General features: G+C 68.7%; 20 protein-coding genes. 12 read left to right on the forward strand and 8 right to left on the reverse strand.

Annotation, left to right across the window (positions count from 1 at the left end; all coding sequences use genetic code 11):
• From AC1MFL_RS11950 to manD, 3 genes are all read left to right on the forward strand, one after another.
• On the forward strand, positions 1 to 687 hold the full coding sequence (locus tag AC1MFL_RS11950; RefSeq protein ID WP_479809995.1) for a bifunctional 4-hydroxy-2-oxoglutarate aldolase/2-dehydro-3-deoxy-phosphogluconate aldolase: 687 nt from the start codon (positions 1 to 3) through the stop codon (positions 685 to 687).
• Positions 684 to 1,700, forward strand: coding sequence for a sugar kinase (locus AC1MFL_RS11955; protein ID WP_479809996.1), 1,017 nt, complete (start codon positions 684 to 686; stop codon positions 1,698 to 1,700). Before AC1MFL_RS11950 ends, AC1MFL_RS11955 begins: the two co-directional genes overlap by 4 nt.
• 72 nt (positions 1,701 to 1,772) lie before the next feature.
• Positions 1,773 to 3,002, forward strand: coding sequence for a D-mannonate dehydratase ManD (gene manD, locus AC1MFL_RS11960; RefSeq protein ID WP_479809997.1), 1,230 nt, complete (start codon positions 1,773 to 1,775; stop codon positions 3,000 to 3,002).
• Positions 3,003 to 3,146: 144 nt separating this feature from the next.
• Here the strand turns inward: manD and AC1MFL_RS11965 are convergent, their stop codons facing one another.
• Together AC1MFL_RS11965 and AC1MFL_RS11970 are read right to left on the reverse strand one after the other, a co-directional pair.
• Positions 3,147 to 3,356, reverse strand: a complete 210-nt coding sequence (locus tag AC1MFL_RS11965) for a hypothetical protein (protein WP_479809999.1) — start codon at positions 3,354 to 3,356, stop codon at positions 3,147 to 3,149.
• 62 nt (positions 3,357 to 3,418) lie between these two features.
• A complete protein-coding gene (locus AC1MFL_RS11970) occupies positions 3,419 to 4,555 on the reverse strand; it encodes a DNA alkylation repair protein (RefSeq protein WP_479810000.1) in 1,137 nt (378 codons plus the stop codon).
• A 127-nt stretch (positions 4,556 to 4,682) separates the two neighbouring features.
• On the opposite strand from AC1MFL_RS11970, the gene AC1MFL_RS11975 reads away from it, so the two are divergent.
• Entirely contained in the window at positions 4,683 to 5,489 is an 807-nt protein-coding gene (locus AC1MFL_RS11975; RefSeq protein ID WP_479810001.1) for a phosphatase PAP2 family protein, read from the forward strand.
• Between the two features lie 138 nt (positions 5,490 to 5,627).
• Here the strand turns inward: AC1MFL_RS11975 and AC1MFL_RS11980 are convergent, their stop codons facing one another.
• Positions 5,628 to 7,121 carry an HNH endonuclease signature motif containing protein gene (locus AC1MFL_RS11980; protein WP_479815440.1) on the reverse strand — a complete coding sequence of 498 codons (1,494 nt, stop codon included), beginning with the start codon at positions 7,119 to 7,121 and terminating at the stop codon, positions 5,628 to 5,630.
• 408 nt (positions 7,122 to 7,529) lie between these two features.
• Positions 7,530 to 7,823: a MerR family transcriptional regulator gene (locus AC1MFL_RS11985; protein ID WP_479810003.1), complete on the reverse strand. Its 294-nt coding sequence runs from the start codon at positions 7,821 to 7,823 to the stop codon at positions 7,530 to 7,532.
• Between the two features lie 180 nt (positions 7,824 to 8,003).
• Between AC1MFL_RS11985 and AC1MFL_RS11990 the strand changes: the two genes are divergently transcribed.
• The 4 genes from AC1MFL_RS11990 (at position 8,004) to AC1MFL_RS12005 (ending at position 11,082) form a co-directional block, all read left to right on the forward strand.
• Complete coding sequence (locus AC1MFL_RS11990; protein WP_479815442.1) at positions 8,004 to 8,429, forward strand: Hsp20/alpha crystallin family protein; 426 nt, start codon at positions 8,004 to 8,006, stop codon at positions 8,427 to 8,429.
• Between the two features lie 95 nt (positions 8,430 to 8,524).
• Positions 8,525 to 8,908 carry a J domain-containing protein gene (locus AC1MFL_RS11995; protein WP_479810004.1) on the forward strand — a complete coding sequence of 128 codons (384 nt, stop codon included), beginning with the start codon at positions 8,525 to 8,527 and terminating at the stop codon, positions 8,906 to 8,908.
• A gap of 108 nt (positions 8,909 to 9,016) precedes the next feature.
• On the forward strand, positions 9,017 to 9,406 hold the full coding sequence (locus tag AC1MFL_RS12000; RefSeq protein WP_479810006.1) for a hypothetical protein: 390 nt from the start codon (positions 9,017 to 9,019) through the stop codon (positions 9,404 to 9,406).
• A gap of 119 nt (positions 9,407 to 9,525) precedes the next feature.
• On the forward strand, positions 9,526 to 11,082 hold the full coding sequence (locus AC1MFL_RS12005; protein ID WP_479810007.1) for a GH1 family beta-glucosidase: 1,557 nt from the start codon (positions 9,526 to 9,528) through the stop codon (positions 11,080 to 11,082).
• Positions 11,083 to 11,089: 7 nt separating this feature from the next.
• On the opposite strand, the gene AC1MFL_RS12010 is transcribed toward AC1MFL_RS12005, so the two are convergent.
• Both AC1MFL_RS12010 and AC1MFL_RS12015 read right to left on the reverse strand, forming a co-directional pair.
• Positions 11,090 to 12,160 (reverse strand): App1 family protein, encoded by a 1,071-nt coding sequence (locus tag AC1MFL_RS12010; protein ID WP_479810009.1) that lies wholly within the window; start codon positions 12,158 to 12,160, stop codon positions 11,090 to 11,092.
• Between the two features lie 60 nt (positions 12,161 to 12,220).
• On the reverse strand, positions 12,221 to 12,976 hold the full coding sequence (locus AC1MFL_RS12015) for a DUF72 domain-containing protein (protein WP_479810011.1): 756 nt from the start codon (positions 12,974 to 12,976) through the stop codon (positions 12,221 to 12,223).
• 200 nt (positions 12,977 to 13,176) lie between these two features.
• Between AC1MFL_RS12015 and AC1MFL_RS12020 the strand changes: the two genes are divergently transcribed.
• The 4 genes from AC1MFL_RS12020 to AC1MFL_RS12035 all read left to right on the forward strand — a co-directional run bounded on the left by AC1MFL_RS12020 (position 13,177) and on the right by AC1MFL_RS12035 (position 17,033).
• Complete coding sequence (locus AC1MFL_RS12020; RefSeq protein WP_479810012.1) at positions 13,177 to 14,997, forward strand: glycoside hydrolase family 15 protein; 1,821 nt, start codon at positions 13,177 to 13,179, stop codon at positions 14,995 to 14,997.
• Between the two features lie 74 nt (positions 14,998 to 15,071).
• A complete protein-coding gene (locus AC1MFL_RS12025; RefSeq protein WP_479810014.1) occupies positions 15,072 to 15,380 on the forward strand; it encodes a YegP family protein in 309 nt (102 codons plus the stop codon).
• 1 nt (position 15,381) lies between these two features.
• A complete protein-coding gene (locus AC1MFL_RS12030; RefSeq protein WP_479815444.1) occupies positions 15,382 to 16,098 on the forward strand; it encodes an HAD family hydrolase in 717 nt (238 codons plus the stop codon).
• Positions 16,099 to 16,271: 173 nt separating this feature from the next.
• On the forward strand, positions 16,272 to 17,033 hold the full coding sequence (locus AC1MFL_RS12035; RefSeq protein WP_479810015.1) for an SDR family oxidoreductase: 762 nt from the start codon (positions 16,272 to 16,274) through the stop codon (positions 17,031 to 17,033).
• Positions 17,034 to 17,087: 54 nt separating this feature from the next.
• On the opposite strand, the gene AC1MFL_RS12040 is transcribed toward AC1MFL_RS12035, so the two are convergent.
• Both AC1MFL_RS12040 and AC1MFL_RS12045 read right to left on the reverse strand, forming a co-directional pair.
• On the reverse strand, positions 17,088 to 17,534 hold the full coding sequence (locus AC1MFL_RS12040; protein ID WP_479810017.1) for a sterol carrier family protein: 447 nt from the start codon (positions 17,532 to 17,534) through the stop codon (positions 17,088 to 17,090).
• A 93-nt stretch (positions 17,535 to 17,627) separates the two neighbouring features.
• Positions 17,628 to 18,644, reverse strand: a complete 1,017-nt coding sequence (locus AC1MFL_RS12045) for an asparaginase (protein WP_479810018.1) — start codon at positions 18,642 to 18,644, stop codon at positions 17,628 to 17,630.
• Positions 18,645 to 18,671 lie beyond the last annotated feature (27 nt).

Below are 18,671 nucleotides of genomic sequence, written 5' to 3' on the forward strand. Positions count from 1 at the left end.
ATGACCAACGAGCAGAACAACCACTTGACCCCCGAGGCCCTGCTGGCCGGAATCCGGCAGGCCCGGCTGGTCGCCATCGTGCGCGGCGCAGACGGCGGCGCCGCGGCGAGGGCTGCCCTCGCGGCCATGGAGGAGGGCTTCCGCTACGTCGAAATTGCGCTGACCACACCGGATGCGCTCGCGGCGATCCGCCACGTCCGCGCGGCCGCGCCCGACGGTTGCTTCGTCGGGGCCGGCACCGTGCTGACCGCGCAGGATGTGGAGCACGTGGCCGGGGCCGGCGGGCAGTTCATGGTGACCCCGGCGCTGGCCGAGTCGATCGGTGCCTCCGCCGCCGCCGGCATCCCGGTACTGGCCGGCGCGATGACGCCCACTGAGGCATACGAGGCCATGACCCGCGGTGCCACCGCGGTCAAGCTCTTCCCCGCGTCCATCGGCGGACCGGGCTACCTCAAGGCAATGCGGGATCCGTTCCCCGGGATCCCCTTCATCGCCGTCGGCGGCGTGGGGCTCGACGAGGCGACGGCCTACTGGCAGGCCGGGGCCGTCGCCGTCGGCCTGGGCAGCCCACTCTTCGGCGATGCCGGCTCGGGCGGCGACCTGGCCCCGGTCCGGGAACGCGCCCGCGGATTCCTGGCGCTCGCCGCCGAATACGACCGCCGGCTCGCCGCGGAGAGCCTGCGGTGATTCCCGACGGCGCCTGGACCCCGGAGCTCCTGACCCTCGGCGAATCCATGGTCTCGCTGCGCTCCGCCGGGCCGCTGTCCGCCGGCGGCGTCCTGGCCATGCACGTTGCCGGAGCGGAGTCGAACGTGGCCGTCGGCGTCGCGCGGTTCGGCCACCGGGTGGGCTGGGCCGGCGTCGTCGGCGCGGACCCGCACGGAGAGTTCATCCTGCGGCAGCTCCGGAGCGAGGGGATCGGGGTGCTGCACCGCGAGGACGCCAGCCGCAGCACCGGGGTGATGTTCCTCGAGCAGCGCACCGCCGACGTCACCCGCGCCTTCTACTACCGTGCCGGGTCCGCCGGATCCACCCTGGACCGGGACGACGTCGACCGGGCCTTCCGGAACGGCGCCCGGGTCCTGCATCTCACCGGGATTACCGCAGCCCTCAGCCCGGAGGCGCGGCGTGCCGTGGAGTATGCGGCCGCCCGCGCCGCCGGCGAAGGCCTGGAGGTCTCCCTCGACGTGAATTACCGCAGCAAGCTCTGGTCCCGGGACGAGGCGCGGGCCGTCCTCACCCCTCTCGCCCGGCACGCCAGCATCCTGATCGCCTCCGACGACGAACTCGGGCTGGTCGCTGCTGCGCCGGTGTGCGCTGTGCCAGGGAGTGCCGGGGCGGGGAGCGTCGGAACGGCCGACGACGCCGAAACGGCCATGGCCGCCGAACTTCTGGACCGCGGGGTCCGGGAAGTCGTGGTCAAGCGGGGCGCTGCCGGCGCCGGGGTCCACACCGCCGCAGGCCGGTGGGAAACGCCCGCCGTGCCGGTCACCAGCATCGACACCGTGGGCGCCGGCGACGCGTTCACCGCCGGATACCTCTCCGCCCTGCTCGACGGCGAGGACGTGGCCGGCCGCCTGCAGCGCGGCGCCCTCGCGGGAGCCTTCGCCGTCAGTACCGCCGGCGACTGGGAAGGCCTGCCCCGCCGGAACGAGCTGGCGCTGCTGGGGACCACGCCCAGCGGAACCACCCAACGCTAGAGCCCCCGGCACCATCACCCACGTGCCGGCCACCGACTCAGGACCAACCAAGACAGAAAGCCTGGACCAGCTGTGAAAATAATTGCCGCGGAAGTCTTCGTGACCAGTCCCTCCCGTAACTTCGTGACCCTCCGGATTACCACCGAGGATGGGGTGACCGGGATCGGGGATGCGACGCTGAACGGGCGCGAGCTCGCCGTGGCGGCGTATTTGAAGGAGCACGTCGCTCAGCTGCTGATCGGGAAGGACCCGCACCGGATCGAGGACACCTGGCAGTTCCTGTACCGGTCCTCGTACTGGCGGCGGGGTCCGGTGACGATGGCCGCGATCGCGGCGGTGGACATGGCGCTGTGGGACATCAAGGGCAAGATGGCCGGGATGCCGGTGTACCAGCTCCTCGGCGGGGCGTCCCGGAACGGGCTGCGCGCTTACGGGCACGCCTCGGGCGCGGATCTGGAGTCGTTGTTCGATTCGGTCCGTGAGCACCTGGAGCTGGGCTACAAGTCGGTGCGGATCCAGACGGCGGTGCCGGGGATCAAGGCGGTGTACGGGGTCGCGGCGCAGGCGCAGGCCTCGGGCGAGCGGTATGACTACGAGCCGGCGGGCCGGGGCGCGTTCCCGGTGGAGGAGGACTGGGACACCCGGGCGTATCTGCGGCACCTGCCTTCGGTGTTTGAGGCGGTCCGGAACGAGTTCGGTCCGGAGCTGCCGCTGCTGCACGATGGGCATCACCGGATGACCCCGATCCAGGCCGCGAAGCTGGGCAAGGCGCTGGAGCCGTATGACCTGTTCTGGCTGGAGGACTGCACCCCGGCGGAGAACCAGGAGGCGCTGCGCCTGGTCCGGCAGCACACCACGACGCCGCTGGCGATCGGGGAGATCTTCAATACGGTCTTTGATTACCAGACGCTGATCAAGGAACAGCTCATCGACTATATCCGGGCGGCCTCGACGCACTTCGGCGGGATCTCGCCGCTGAAGAAGGTGATGGACTTCGCCGCGCAGTACCAGATCAAGTCCGGCTTCCACGGCCCGACGGATATTTCCCCGGTGGGGTTCGCGGCCCAGCTGCACGTGGGTCTGGCGATCCATAACTACGGGATCCAGGAATACATGCAGCACTCGGACAAAACGAACGAGGTCTTCGAGCAGTCGATGACGTTCGTCGACGGGTACCTGCACCCGGGGGACAACCCCGGGATCGGGGTGGAGTTCAACGAGGAAGCCGCGGCGGCCTACCCCTACCAGCAGGCCTACCTGCCCTATAACCGCCTCGTCGACGGCACGGTACACGACTGGTGACGGGCACTGCCTCACGGGCCTGTCTGACAGTCACTTCCTGACAGCAGGTCAAACGCAAAAAAGGTCCCGGGCGGGAGTCGAAGCTCCGCCGCCCGGGACCTGGCTTTTTGCGCTGCAAAGGCAGCGCGCAAGGCCTCGTCAGGCTCAGTTAATGATTTCCCGCGTCATGCCGAAGGGCACCTGGTCGGAAAGCGCCGCCGTGTAGTGGCCTGCCTTGTGCCGCGTGAGCAGTATGCCCTGCGTCCCGGTGGCCATGGCGATCTGCTGGAGTCCGCGCACGGCGTCGTCGAGCCGTTCGTCAAGGACCTGCCGGCTGTCGACCTGGATCTCAATGCACTCGGTTACTGTCGTCATCGCACTGTTCTTTCTTGGGTTATTCGTCGGCCCCAATGATCGAAGCGACAATAACGTCATGTTTATCGACCCGTCAAATCTGCGGGCGGGGCCTCAGCGGCGTCGGTTCGGACCCAAAATTCGGCCGGCGCGTACCGCACGCCGTTGACCTGCAGTTCCAGTAGATGCGCCCCCGGATGATGGACCCGCGTGGTCATTTGGCGGAAAGCATGGCGCTTTGAAAATCTCCTGGACTCGCCCGGCCCGAGGACGGCTGTTCCGAGCTTGAACACCTTCTCCGCGCGGCTCCCGTTGGCCTTGGCATAATGCACCACATAGTCGACGGCGAGCCGCGCCTCCGACGGCCCGCTGTTGGTGACCGCGAAGTCGAAGGCGAGCTCACCGGGAAGTTCGACGACGGTCGGGTCCAGCCGGGGAGGCGTCACGGCCAGCGACGCCGGCGGGAACCCGAGCAGTTCCAGTGCGCCGGGGTGGGCCTTTTTGAGCAGCGTCCGCAAGCCGTGCCGGACCACCCTGGCGGTGTTCGCGTCCGGTGCGGCCATCCATCCGGCGGCGGTGGCCACCACCTCGTCCGGGGCGTGCCGGGCCAGATCGTTGAGGTGGTTGGCCACGGAGCGCCGCACGTCTTCCACCGGGTCACGGTAGAGGGCGTCGAGGATCGGCAGGGTAGCTGCGGGCCGCCCGGTGATTTCGGGAACACGGATGGCCCACGGCAGGTAGGCCCGGGTGCCCTCGCTGGCGAGCCGGCGGATATGCCAGTCCGGGTGGGAGGTCCAGCCCTGGATGACGGCCAGGGCCCGGTCCAAGTCGGCGGCGAGGAGCCGCCGGATCGCGAACTCAGCGGTGAGCCGCGGCGTCAGCTCAGCGAGCAGCGACAGGGAGTCCTCGAAGTCGTGCGGCTCAGGCGAGGCGAGGGCGAGCGTGGCCGCCGTCTCGGTCACGGGCCAGATCATCCAGCCGGTGAAGTCGGGATCGGCCAGCGCCCGGCGGAAGATGACCGCGGTAGCGGCGTAGTTTCCGGGCAGGTCAGCCAGCAGCGCGCGGCTTAGGAGGTCGGTGCGTTCCCGCAGGCTCAGTTCCTCCAGTTGTCCGGCCGTCCCGGCCAGGTGGGGAAGGCTGCCGCCGGGTGCAGCGGCGGCCAGGATCCGCTCCAGCGATCGGACGACCCGCGGATTGATCAGTTCATTCATGACGCCCATTTGATTCAGGCTACCGGGGAGCGGGCCGTCGGGCCGCCGGGCCGCCGGACAGGCCCTGCCACCGGCAGAACCCACAGCACCTTCCGCGCCGGAACCGGGATATTCTTCACGAAGTAAATATCCACACATGGTGCAGAGGCGGATGCGGGAAATGGCGCAGGAAAAATCAGAGAGCTCGCCAGGCTGGTGGCGGGTTTTCCACGACAAGTTCGTGGTCGAGGAACGCTACATGAGCGAGCACGACCGCAAGAACCTGTACCGGATCGCCGTCGGTCTCGCGGTTGTTGGAGCCGTGCTGTTCTTCTCCATCCTTGCCAGTGTTCTCCAGCATGGCGGCCTCACGGCAGGCGATGAACCCGTCCGTACCTGGCTCCTGACCCTTCGCTCCGAACCGCTCACCACGATAATGATCATCCTCGCGATCGTCTTCGGCCCCGTTGGCCTGCCGATCATCACTCTTGTGGTGACTGTGGTCTGGGGGCTGTTGGCCAAGCACGCCTGGCGGCCGATGCTGCTCGCCGGCGCCATGCTGACCGGCGTCATCCTTGCCCAGCTCATCGGACGCTCCATCGGGCGCCAACGCCCGCCAGTGGACCTCATGCTCTTCGGCGCCGACTTCACCTTTTCCTTCCCCTCCGGGCACGTGCTGGGAGCCTGTGACTTCCTGCTGGTCACGACCTTCCTGGTCTTCTCGCGCCGGAGCAACCGCATGGCCGCGGTCGCAGGCTTCCTGCTGGCCGGGGTCGGAATCTTCTTCGCCGCGGTCAGCCGGCTCTACTTGGGCTACCACTGGCTGACTGACGCCCTCGCCTCGCTGTCCATCTCGTTCGTGATCCTCGGCGGGGTGATCGCGCTGGACACTTGGCGGACGGCGCGCATCCGCGGCGAGCGGATCACGGGGGAGCTCTCCAAGGCCGACACCGGCCAGGAATAACTCCCGGCCGGTGTCTGTGTGGGTCTGCATGGCATCGCGGTACGTCCGCAAGGCCGAGCCCTGGCCCGGACCGATGACGAACGCCAAGGGCCGGCCTTCCGCGTCACTTATTGCGCTGAACGGCGTGCGACGTCGCGTTCAGGCGACGTGGCGCAGGAAGGACTCGGGGCATGTGTCCACGAGCGGCTCCGTCCAGTCCGGGACGGGGTCCTCGGGGAGTGCCTGGTCGGGATCCGGGCCGGGGTCCATGGGCAAGCCTTGGTCCATGAGCGCGTCTCCGTCCATATCTGCGTCCGTGTCCGTGTCCGTGGTCAGGAGGCCGGGTGGCCAGTGGGGTGGTTCCCAGTCCTGTTCTTCGCTGGGGTAGTACCGTCCCGAGGGTGAGGTCCAGCCGGGTGGTTTGTCTTTGCTGGCCCCGGAGGGTGTCCACGCCGAGCCGTGTTTGAGTCTGTGGTGTCTGGGGCAGGGCTGGCCGAGGTTGGAGATCCCGGTGGTCCCTCCGTCGGCCCAGGCCAGGAGGTGGTCCGCGTCGTTGTCCAGCGAGGCGTTGTTGCAGCCCGGGAACGGGCACTTCCCGTCGCGCAGGCGCAGCCACCGGCGCTGGGCCTTGGTGAGGCGGTAGCGGGTCCGGCCGATTTCCATCGGGGCACCGTCCCGCGGGTCGGTCAGGACCCGGTAGAACGACCCTGCACCGTCCGCGATGAGGCGCCGGGCCATCGAGGGCGGGATCGGCCCGTACCCGTCCAGGACCGCCGGTTCCCCGGTGACACCCAGCAGGGACAGGACCGGGACAGTGATCAGGACCTGCGCCCGCGGCACCGGAACATCCCCGCACCCGGCCCTCGTGTGCCCGCCCAGCCCGGTGCCGGCGAGAAGCAGGGTGGCGGCGATGTCGGCGCGCAGCTGGGCCAGGGTGCGGGCCTCGTCCGGGCCCTGCAGGGCCCGGGCGGCGGCGGTGGTCCGGTCCCAGATCCCCGCGGCGGTATCCGCCGGCAAGTACGCGGAGAACCACGCCATGCCGTCCCGGTCCGGGCGGAACTCCACCCGCCGGTCCGCGGCACCCTTGGTATGGCGTTTCTCGATGCTGACGGGGTGGTGGCGTTCCCGCCAAACACGTGTTTTGGCCCGGAACCGTCCCGGGACAAGCTCCCCGGCCGGACACCCACGGGCCGGGTTCGGTGCGTGCGCGTCCAGGAAGTGCGCTTCCAGCCCGGCCGCCCCGGCCGGGTCCAGGTTGGTGGTTTCATCGACCATGATCCGGGCGTGCTGCCAGGAAATCGTCCCGGCCTGCAGCGCCGCCAGGGTCAGCGGCAGCGACGTGGTCAGTGCCTGGCAGTCGCCCAGGAACGCGTCCGCGGTCCGTTCGCTGACGGTCAGGACACCGGCGACCTCCGCGGTCAGGGCCATCTCCTGGACGGAGTCCAGCAACGACGCCGGCGTCAGGAGCCGGGTGGCCTGCACGTATTCCGCGGCCAGCCGCACCTTCAACGCCGCCGAACCCGCCTCCAGCCGCGCCACCCCCGCCAACGCATCCAGGCAATCATCGGCAAGATCCCGCAACGGATCGATGCCCCGGAACGGATCCGTGTCCCGGACGGCCACCGCATCCCGCAGCGGATCCTGGTCCCGCAACAGGGCGTCGGCGCCGGGCGGGAAGTCGGCGTTCCGCAGCAGGTGGGTATCCGGCTGCGCGTCGCCGTTGGGCAGATCCGGACAGTCCGTGCCGGCGCCGATGAACGCAGCGAGCGCAGCCGTGGACGCCGCGAGGGCCGCAAGGGCCTGTCTGCTTTCCACACTGAACGCTGCTCCGCTGTCCACACTTACAGAATATAAGGGGCCTCTGACAGTAATCGGTTGGGGTGCAGGGTGACGCTGGAACGGACCGACATCCAGGACGGGTCGGTCTCCAATGGACAGATTTCGAGGTGACTCGGGCTCCGGCGTCGGGCACTCCCACGATCTCGAAGCGTTCAAACGGGCCAGCGCCGGGGAATGCCGTTGGCCCCACCTCGATGAGGTGACGCGGCCTGGCATGCTCCACTAGGACCGGCGTGAGCGGAGGCTGTTCAGTTCGTCCTGTAGCCGGGCGTTGGCCGCCTCCAACTCCAGGACTTTGGCCACGCCGGCCAGGTTGAGTCCCTCCTCCAGCAGTTCGCTGATCCGCCGCAGCACCGCCAGATCTGCGTTGCTGTATTGCCGCGTTCCTCCGGCCGTGCGGTCCGGCGTCAGCAGGCCCTTCCGCTCGTAGAGCCTGATGTTCTGCTGCCCGGTCCCGACCAACTGGGCCACCACGGAGATCGCATAGAGGCCTAGTTCCTGACCACGATCCGTCACGGTACCCCCTTGCAGTGTCGCGAGTTTTCAGTGTCTAGATGGTGCAGAGTTTGATGTTCAAATTTCCCCTTGCATCAGTGTCGCACCGGTGCTATAAAAAATCTATATCCACCACCACATATATTCAGGTCGGCTGGATACAGGAAAATTGGCAACCCTCGTATGAAGGAGTGGGAAATGATGTTGATGCGTACGGACCCGTTCCGTGAACTGGACCGTCTGACCCAGCAGGTTTTCGGAACGGCGGCACGGCCCGCGGCCATGCCGATGGACGCATGGCAGGAGGACGGCGAGTTCGTCGTCGCGTTCGATCTTCCCGGCGTCAACGTTGACTCGGTGGACCTCGATATCGAGCGCAACGTCCTGACCGTCAGGGCTGAAAGGCGCGATACTACGCAGCCCAACGTTGAGCTGATTGCCTCGGAACGGCCGCGCGGCGTCTTCAGCCGCCAGCTCATCCTCGGCGACACGCTGGACACCGAGAAGGTCAAAGCGCATTACGCCGACGGCGTCCTGACGCTCCGTATTCCGGTGCGGGAGCAGGCTAAGCCGCGGAAGATTGAAATTACTCACACCCAGGACAAACTGCAGGAGATCGGGAAGTAACGGCGCCGGCAGATACCGTCCCGCCAGCCGATAAGTACGGGGACCAGACGGCACCGTCTGGTCCCCGCCCGGTCTTTCCGGACAGGGATGCACCGATGAACCGTGACCCGCGTGGCTACTATGAGGCACTGCACGTGACGCCGGACGCGACGCCGGCCGAGATTCAGCGTGCCTTCCGGGCGCTGATGCGCCTCCGCCATCCAGACGTCGGTCCCTCGGCCGGCGCTGTGGACTCCGCCGCCGCGGACTCAGGGACCGGAGACGCCGGCGACGAAGTGCGGCGCATCCTGGAGTCCTTCGCGGTCCTACGGGATCCGAAATCCCGGGCCCAGTATGACCCGGCCGGCAGGGACGCCGGGCGCGGCACCACGGCTGCCAGAAGCGCCGTCACCGGAAGCCGCGAGATCCCGGTGCGTCACCACCGAAACGATCAGCCGGTCCTGCGGGTAACACCCGTGCGGTGGGAGCCCGGCCCGTGAGCCCGGCCCGTGAGCCCGCCCGTGAGCCTTGCCCGTGAGCCTTGCCCGTGAGCCCCGCCCGGACGCAACACCCACTCAGCAAAAACAAAAGAAAGAAGGAGTGCGGCCATGAGCGCATGGCGCCGCTACGATTCGCATCTGATGCCGGTCTTCCACGAGCGCTTCGAGGCCCGCTGGGGTCAGGGGACGGCCCCCTTCCTCGACCCGGAAGCCCATGAAGCACCGCTTCCGCGGGCCCAGTGGATCAACGTCGACACCGGTGCAGCCCTGGCAGTGGTTCCCATCTGGACCGCCGAGGACAGCCAGCACCGCTCTTTCGGTGTTTTCTACCTGCCGCCGGTCGGTGACATTTGGGTGCTGCGGCCCGGGTACACGAGTTATCTGGAACCCTCGGCGGATGAGACCGAACAGCTCCAGGCCCTGCGCAACGACGCGTTCAGGAAAGCCGTCGCCCACGCCAAGGATTTCCTTTTCGGGCCTGAAACCTCGGTGTATTGAGTCCGTGGCAGCCATGCCGGGACGGTGGCCGCCCGGCACGCTGATGCCGGTCGTGGCGCGGGGATGCGGCGCGGCCTAAAATCAGTCAACTGCCGCAAACTACCTGAGGGAATCCACTGATGAATGCTTCCGCCAAGGACTTGGCCGCCCTTTTGCCGTCGCGATTCACCCTGGGCGTGGCGACCGCAGCCTTCCAGATCGAAGGCGCCCTGGACGAGGACGGACGCGGCCCCTCTGGCTGGGACGTCTTCGCTGCCAGGCCCGGAGCGATCGTTCAGGACCACAGCCCGGCGGTTGCCTGCGACCACTACCACCGGATGCCCGAGGACGTGGCCCTGATGAAGGACCTCGGGGTCGATTCCTACCGGTTCTCCCTGTCCTGGTCCCGTATCCAGCCCGGCGGCAGCGGTCGGGTCAATCCTGCGGGGCTGGACTTCTATGACCGGCTGATCGACCTGCTGCTGGCCAACGGAATCGCACCGATGGCCACGCTGTATCACTGGGACACGCCGCTGGAGCTCGACCAGGCCGGTGGCTGGATGAACCGGGACACCGCCTACCGGCTCGGAGAGTTCGCCGCGATCGCCGCAGCCGCCTACGGAGACCGGGTGACACGCTGGGTGACGGTCAACGAACCCGCCACGGTCAGCACCAACGGCTACATGCTGGGGATGCATGCGCCCGGCGAGGCGCTGATGCTGAAGGCCATGCCGAGCGTCCACCACCAGCTCCTGGGCCACGGGCTGTCCCTGCAGGCCCTCCGGGCCGCCAACGTGCCCGGCGACATTGGCATCACGAACGTGTATTCGCCCATGGTGCCCGCCTCGATCAACCCGCTGGACAAGCTCAGCGCCGGACTGATGGACATGGCCCAGAACCGGCTCTACGCGGACCCCGTCCTACTCGGCAAGTACCCAGACACCGTCCGGGCCGCCACATTCTTCTCCTCCTTCAGCCCGTCCAGCGAGGACATGGCCCTGATCTCGCAGCCGCTGGACTTCTACGGGCTCAACTACTACATGCCAACGCGCGTGGCGTCCGGTCCGGGTGGAGGCGCCGTGCCCAAGGGGATGGCAGAGGCCATGGGCGATGACCTGAGCGGCACCGCGCCCGGTGCCCCGTTCCACATTGCCTCGTTCCCGGACACGGAGACCACCGCCTACGGCTGGCCCATCAAACCGGAGTACATGGGGGTCGCGCTCGCGGAAATGGCCGAACGCTACCCCGACCTTCCGCCGGTCTACATCACCGAGGGCGGAGCGAGCTTCGAGGACCTGGAGATCCGGGACCGGGAAGGCCGGCTCATCATCCCGGACGAACGCCGCGCGCGCTACCTGTCGGACCACATTGCCACCGCGATCGAGGCGACGTCACCCGGCGGTCCGGCGGAGTCCGTGGACCTGCGCGGATACTATGTCTGGTCGCTGATGGACAACTTCGAGTGGTCCGGCGGTTACAAGCAGCAGTTCGGACTGCTGCACGTGGACCGGGAGACCCAGAACCGCACGAAGAAGGCCTCCTACTACTGGCTCCAGGAAGTGCTCGCTGCCCGTCACCGGGACGCAGCCCCGAAGGCCCCCGCAACGCCGGCGTCCGGGGACGCAGCTGTCGGGGACGTGGCTGTCGGCGCCGCGGCGCAGGCGTCCGACGTCGAACGCCCCCACCCGGTCGGCTAGCGGCAGGCTAGAGAAGGTCCATGTCCAGCAGGCCCTTCGCCAGTCCGGCGCCGTCGGGGGAGTAGAGCCACGGGACGGACGTTCCGGTGTGGTCGCCGGTGTCCGAGTGGCCGCCGGCCAGCACGGCCTCGCCCGCCGAGAGCTGGCGGATCCCGACGGCGGCGACGCTGTCGGGGTGCTGCCGGGCGAAGTCCGAATAGATGGCTTCGTCGTGCTGGCCGTTGTCGCCGAAGAGCAGCCAGCGCATGTGCGGGAATTCCTCGGCGAGCAGTTCCAGGTTGCGGCGCTTGTGCTCCTGGCCGCTGCGGAACCAGCGGTCCTGGGTCAGGCCCCAGTCGGTGAGCAGCAGGGCGCCGGAGGGGTACAGGTTCCGGCTCAGGAACCTTGCCAGGGTGGGCGCGGCGTTCCACGGACCGGTCGAGAGGTAGATCACCGGGGCTTCCGGGTGTTCGACCAGGAGGCGGTCCATCAGCACGGCCATGCCGGGTGTCGCCATCCGGGCCCGCTCGTTCAGGACGAAGGTGTTCCAGAGCGCCAGGAAGGGGCGGGGCACGGCCGTGACCATGATCGTGTCGTCAATGTCGGAAACGATCCCGAGCTTGGTGTCGGGGGAAATGACGTAGATCCGCGCCTCGGCGGGCTCGGTGCCCTCGGCGCGGAGCACGGCGGTGTGCCACCCCGGAGTGAGGGTCACCTTGACGATGGTGTCCACGAGGCCGCCGCGGTCCGCATGCACCCGGGCGGTCACCCCGCCGATTTCGATTTCCACTTCGGTGAACTGGATCGGGACCGATGTGAATGCGCGCCAGCCCCGGATGTTCTGGTTGCCGTTCTTGGCGGCATGTTCCTCCCGGCTGCCGGGGTGCGGCCTGCTGGTGAGGACCACGCGGCCGAGCACGCGGACCCAGTCCGTGGAGCCGTACCCCTGGTAGGCGATGGTCTGAGGGATGAACTGCCAGCGCTTGGCCGCCTGTAGGCGGAACCCGTTGACTGTATCCGAGACCAGGTGCGCCAGGCGGAAGGCCCGGTTGCCGGTGACCGGCTGCTGCCGGGGTGAGTGCTGTGAGGCCAATTCCATGCCTCCACTCTGCCACAACGGCCCTTTCCGCCACGGACTGCGTCCGGAAATGCCAGGCGTTTAGGCAGCGCCCAGCATCTGGCGCAGGGTGTCGGCGTTGCGGACGGCGTTCCCGCCGCCGTCGTTGTTGAAATACACGAAGACCTCCTTGCCGCCAGCCTGCCATTCCCGGATCCGGTCCGCCCACCAGCGCAGGTCCTCGTCCGGGTACGAGCCGCCGTAGAGGTACTCCCGGTCCGGGCCATGCAACCGGACGTAGACGAAGGACGCGGTGGCACGCAGGACGCAGGGGAGCCCTGCGCCGCTCATGATGCAGTAGGCGGCGCCGTGGCGTTCGAGCAGCGCGTAGACCCCGGGATCGTCCCAGCTTTCATGGCGGAATTCCACGCTGACCCGGACCCAGTCCGGCAGCGCCGCCAGGAAATACTCCAGCCGCGCGTCGTCCCGGGCGAATGCCGGCGGCAGCTGGACCAGGAGCACCGCCCGCTTCTCTCCGAGTTCGTGCCAGCACCGGGTAATCCGCTCGATCCAGACCTCCGGGGCATAAAGCTTCTTCCCGTGCGTTAGCCCGCGCGGGGCCTTGACCGAGAGCAGGAAGCCCGGCGGAAGCCGGCGCCGCCAGCTGGCGAAGGAGGTGTCCCGGGGCCAGCGGTAGAAGCTGGCGTTCAGCTCCACTGTGCTGAAACGGGCCGCGTAGTACGCCAGCCGCTCCCGCGCCGGCAGCCCGGGCGGGTAAAGCACGTTCTCCCAGTGGTCATAGCTCCAGCCGCTGGTGCCGATGTGCACCGTTCCGTTCCCGGGAGTGGCGTGGTCCATCGTCTGTCCCTTTCCCGGCCGGCTGTGCCCGCCCTAAGACTTCCCGGCCCACTCGCCGGCATGGTCGGCGAAGGCGTCTTCCCGCCGCGCCCGCTCGGGCTCCGGCAGCGATGCGCGCGACGGCGGCTGCCGCGGCGCGTTCCGTTTGGGCATCTATGGATCCTAGTCCCCAGGTAAACGGGTGTGGCACTGTAAGTCCCATGGCTCGCATTGAAGATTACGCAATGGTCGGGGATCTGCACACGGCTGCCCTGATCAGCACCCAAGGTTCGATCGACTGGCTCTGCCTGCCGCGGTTCGACTCGCCGGCCTGCTTCAGCGCGCTACTGGACACGCCCAAGGCCGGTCGCTGGCTGCTGGCGCCCGAGGGCGGCGGGGAATGCACGCGCAGGCAGTACCGCAAGGACACCCTCATCCTGGAAACCGAGTGGGAGACCCCCACGGGAACGGTCAGGGTCATCGACTTCATGCCGCCCCGCGACGCGGTGGTGGACATCGTGCGGATCGTGGTGGGCATCCGCGGCACGGTCAAAATGCGCGGCGAACTGGTCCTTCGTTTCGACTACGGCCACATTGTCCCCTGGGTCCGCCACGACGAACACGGGATCCATGCTGTGGCCGGTCCCGACGCCGCATACCTCGTGACCGGGGCGCCGCTGCGGGGCGAACGCCTGCGGACCATCAGCGACTTCACCGTCACAGCGGGGGAACGGGTGCCGTTCGTGCTGACCTGGACGCCGAGCCACCTCTACCGTCCCCGCAAGGTGGACCCGGAGCAGGTCCTGGCGTCGACCCAGGAATTCTGGCGGGGCTGGTCGGCCAAGTGCACGGTCACCGGGCGCTACCGGGAGGCCGTGCTGCGCTCGCTGATCACGCTGAAAGCGCTGACCTTCGCGCCCACCGGCGGAATTGTGGCCGCCGTGACGACCTCCCTGCCGGAGGAACTGGGCGGCGAACGGAACTGGGACTACCGGTACTGCTGGCTCCGCGACTCCACCCTGACGCTGCAGGCGCTGCTAGCGGCAGGCTACACGGACGAGGCGGCTTCCTGGCGCGACTGGCTCCTGCGGGCGGTGGCGGGAGATCCCAAGGACCTGCAGATCATGTATGGCCTCCATGGCGAACGCCGCCTGCCCGAGATGGAACTGCCCTGGCTGCGGGGGTACGAAGATTCCGCCCCGGTCAGGACCGGGAACGGCGCGGCCGGCCAGCTGCAGCTCGATGTCTGGGGCGAGGTGCTGGACGGGCTGTCGCTGACCCGTAATTCGCTGCTGAAAAGCACCGACGAATCCTGGGACGTGGAGATCGCCCTGATGGAGCACCTGGAGACGGCTTGGGACCAGCCCGACAACGGTCTCTGGGAAATGCGCGGGCCACGGAGGCATTTCACCCACTCCAAGGTGATGGCGTGGGTGGCGGCCGACCGGATGGTCAAGGGCGTCCGGGAGTTCGGCCTCCCCGGCCCCGCGGACCGCTGGGAGGAACTGCGGGACACGATCCGTGCCGACGTCATGTCCAAGGGGTTCGACGCCGAACGCAACACCTTCCTGCAGTCCTACGGCCGGCCCGAGCTCGACGCGAGCCTGCTGCTCATCCCGCGCGTCGGGTTCCTGCCTCCGGATGACCCCCGCGTCCTCGGCACGATTGATGCCGTCCAGCACGAACTGACCCACGACGGCTTCCTGCGCCGCTACAAGCCCCAGGAATGCGACGACGGGCTGCCCGGCGGGGAGGGGGTGTTCCTCGCCTGTTCGTTCTGGCTGGTCGAGGCGCTCCTGGGGGCGGGCCGGCACCACGAGGCGCAGGAACTGTTTGAGCGGCTGCTGGCGCTGCGCAACGACGTCGGACTCCTCAGTGAGGAATGGAACATCGAGGAAGGGCGGCAGCTGGGTAATACGCCGCAGGCGTTCAGCCATTTTGCCCTGATCAGGAGCGCCCTGGAACTGCATGAGGACGGTGTGCACCGCAGCGACACCCCGCTCCGGGGGAGTGGAGCGGAGAAGCCCGTGAGCCAGGCTTAGGGTTTTCTTCCAGCGTTTAGATAAGTATACTTACTACTGTCCCAACGGTGGGGCAGAGGATTTAGGAGTGTGCGATGGCTGGGTATTTCGAGCTCGTGGACGCGCCCGACGGCGGCTACCGGATACGCATGCTGGACGGTGCCGGCGCGCTGATGGCCGTCTCGGTCACGTTTCCGACCAAGAGGGCCGCCGTCGCCGGCATAGCGCAGGCCCGCGAAATCGCCGGCACAGGTCTGATCCGGGACCGCAGCGCCGGCGGGCAGTCCGCACCCATGGGGCCACTCGCCAGGGGGAACAGAAGAACCGCCGGGGGAGCAGGCCGCGGAGCCGCCCTGTCCGGCGGGGCGCTGGCAGCCGGAAAGCGGGCGCGGGCTCATCACTGACATCAACCCTGACGGCACCCCGCCCGGCGGCGGCCGCAGAGCCGCGGTCCTGTTCGACGTCGACGGCACCCTGGTCGATTCCGTCTATTTCCACACGGTGGCTTGGTGGCAGGCGTTCCGGCAGGCCGGCTACGATGTGCCGATGGCGAGCATCCACCGCTCGGTCGGCATGGGCGGGGACAGGATCCTCGCCAGGCTCCTGCCGGCTGACCGGGACACCGGGGACGACAGCACGATCATGGCCGCGCACGCCGCCGTGTTTTCCACGTTCTGGCCTTCGCTGGGAGCCCTGGATGGCGCCCGCGAGCTGCTGGAGCGGTGCCACGTCGGCGGGCTCGCCGTGGCGCTGGCATCCTCCGCCCGGGAACGCGATCTCGAAGTGCTGCGGTCCGCAATCGGGGCCGACTCCTTCATCGACGCGGCCACGAGCTCGGCCGACGCGAAGGAAAGCAAGCCGGCGCCGGACATCCTCGTCGCCGCCCTCGATGCCGTCGGTGTGTCCGCCTCCGACGCCGTCTATGTGGGCGATGCCGTCTGGGACATCTACGCCGCCGGGAAGCTCGACATTCCGGCCATCGGACTGACGTGCGGCGGCACCAGTGCAGCGGAACTGCGCGACGCCGGCGCCGTCGAGATCTACGAGAGTCCCCGGGCGCTCCTGGCGAACCTGCCGGACAGCGCGATCGGACGGCTCGCCGCCCGCGTCGGCCAGGGCTAGCTGGCGGCAGCCGGGCCTCCCGGGCACGTGACCACCCCGCCGACCTGTGATTGCCGGGCATGGTCCTGCCCGCGCTGCCGGTGCGGGGCGGCCCGCCCCTGGCTCGATGACACGCTGCCGCAATGTTGGCCGGAAGACTGTCATGGGCCGGCAACTCGGCATACGCTGGCCGGATGACACGACAGCACCTGCCCGGCCGCGTAGCCGTAGTCACCGGCGCCGGCTCGGGGATCGGCCGGGCGGTCGCCCGGCTCATGCTTGCCGACGGGTACCGGGTGGTGCTGGCCGGCCGGAGGGAAGCACCGTTGCTGGAGACCGGGGCGGGACATGCCCAGGCGCTGGCGGTTCCCTGTGACGTCACAGTGCCCGACGACGTCGAACGGCTCTTCGCCGCGGCCCTCCAGCGCTGGGGGCGCGTGGACGTGCTGTTCAACAACGCCGGCGTGTTCGGCCCGGCCGCCTCCGTGGATGAGATCAGCCTGGCGGACTGGGACGCCACCGTGGCGGTGAACCTGACAGGGTCCCTGCTGTGCGCCGCGGCCGCCGTCCGGGCCATGAAGGCACAGTCGCCGCAGGGCGGGCGGATCATCAACAACGGCTCGATCGCCGCGCATTCACCCCGGCCGCGGACGGTGGCGTACACCGTCACCAAACACGCCCTGACCGGGCTCACCAAGAGCATTGAACTCGACGGCCGCGGCTTCGGGATCACGTGCGGCCAGATTGACATCGGAAATACGGCCACGGACCTGATGGACACGATCGGCGTCGGTTCCGGGGCCGTCCAGGCCGACGGCAGCAGCCGCGTGGAGCCGACCTTCCCGGTCGATGACGCGGCCCGCGCCGTGCTCCTGATGGCCGGCATGCCGCCCTCGGCCAGCGTGGGATCCCTCGTGATTACCGCCGCCGGGATGCCCTTCATCGGGCGCGGGTAGCCGGGCGCAGCCTGCCTAAAACGGCAACAGACCGCGGGGGGCCGCGCAGCCTGCCTAAAGCGGAAGCAGGCCCGAGAGGTCGGCGCGCAGCCCCGAGGCGGCGACCCGGCCGGCGTCGACCGCGTCCGCCCAGCTCAACTGCCCGCTGACCATCGCCAGCCAGGTGGCGGCGTCGCACTCGATGACGTTCGGGGGTGTGCCGCGGGTGTGCCGCGGGCCCTCCACGCACTGCGTGACGCCGAACGGCGGGACGCGGACCTCCACCGAGTTACCGGGCGCCCTCGCGGTGACCTCCTCCAGGGAGTAGCGGACCGCCGTCGCCAGCGTGCCGCGGGGGAGCGGCGCCGGGGCCCCGGGGTTGCCGGAAGCAGCGGCCGAATCCGCAACTGCGGCCGGCTCCGGAGCGTTGGCTTCCAGCCACGCCGCGAGGGCGGCCCGGCCCTCGTCGAGGCCGATACGACGTCTCGAAACCACCGTTAACTTACCTCCCGGCCGATCCATAGCGTAGCGGCAGACCGCTCTTCAAACCTGCACCCAGCTTACTCTGACGGTCACCACCGTCGGGCAGTCACAGCCCGGCCGGTCGGGTGCCGGTCAGTCGAGCAGTGCTGAGACGGCGTGGCCGAGGCGGATTTTGCCCACCGGCCGGCCGCCGCCAAGGACCGGGGCAACCACCTTGTCCAGGACACTGGCCACTTCCGGTACGTCCACAGCGCCGGCGGCTGCCAGCAGCGTCAGCCCGACAAGGGTCGTGGCCCGGATGCTGCCGTCGAGGATCTTGATGGCGACGGAGGCCCCCGTGGGGGTGGCCATCACCAGCACGCCCTCGGCGCCGATCTTGGCGAGGATGCCCAGGTCGTCCATGACGATCGTGTTGCACTCGCCTTTGCCCTGCACAGCCCACGGGTAGTCCAGCATCGACGTGGCGATCGTGGCGGCGCGGGCGTTGGAATGCTTGTCCCCGGGGGCCTTGGCCAGTTTGGAGAAGGCCCGGGCGAGTCCGCTCAGCGAGACGGCCGCCACGGGGGCGCCGCAGCCGTCGATGCCGAGGTGGGCGATTCTTTCGCCGCAGTATTCCTCGATCACGGAGCGGATGCGCTGCTGCAGCGGGTGGTTGGGCTCAAGGTAGCTGTGGGTGTCCCAGCCGTTTTCGGTGCAGGCCCAAAGGAACGCGGCGTGTTTTCCGGAGCAGTTGAAGGCGAGCTTGGACTTGCCCCGTTCGGAGCGGACCAGCCAGTTCCGGGCGGTCTCATCCTCGGGCCAGGCAGCCGGGCACTGCAGCTGATCCTCCTTGACCCCGGCGGCCTTGAGCATGCCTTCGACGACGTCCATGTGGTCCAGCGAGCCGACGTGGCTGCCGCAGGCGATCGCTGCCTGCGCGCCGCGCAGGGGGACGCCGGCCTGCATGGAGGCGAGGGCCTGCAGTGGCTTGAGCGTGGACCGGGCGTAGATCGGGGTGGTGATGTCGCCCAGTTCGGTGACCACCGTGCCGTCCCCGGCGATGAGGACGGCGGAGCCGATGTGCCGGGACTCCACAAAGCCGCTGCGTTCAACGACGGCCAGTTCGACGGCGGACTCGACGGTGAAGGTGGCATGCGAATTCAGGGGCATGCAGCAAGTCTATGGTGCCCGGCGGGG

The organism is Arthrobacter sp. BG3 (assembly GCF_056680185.1).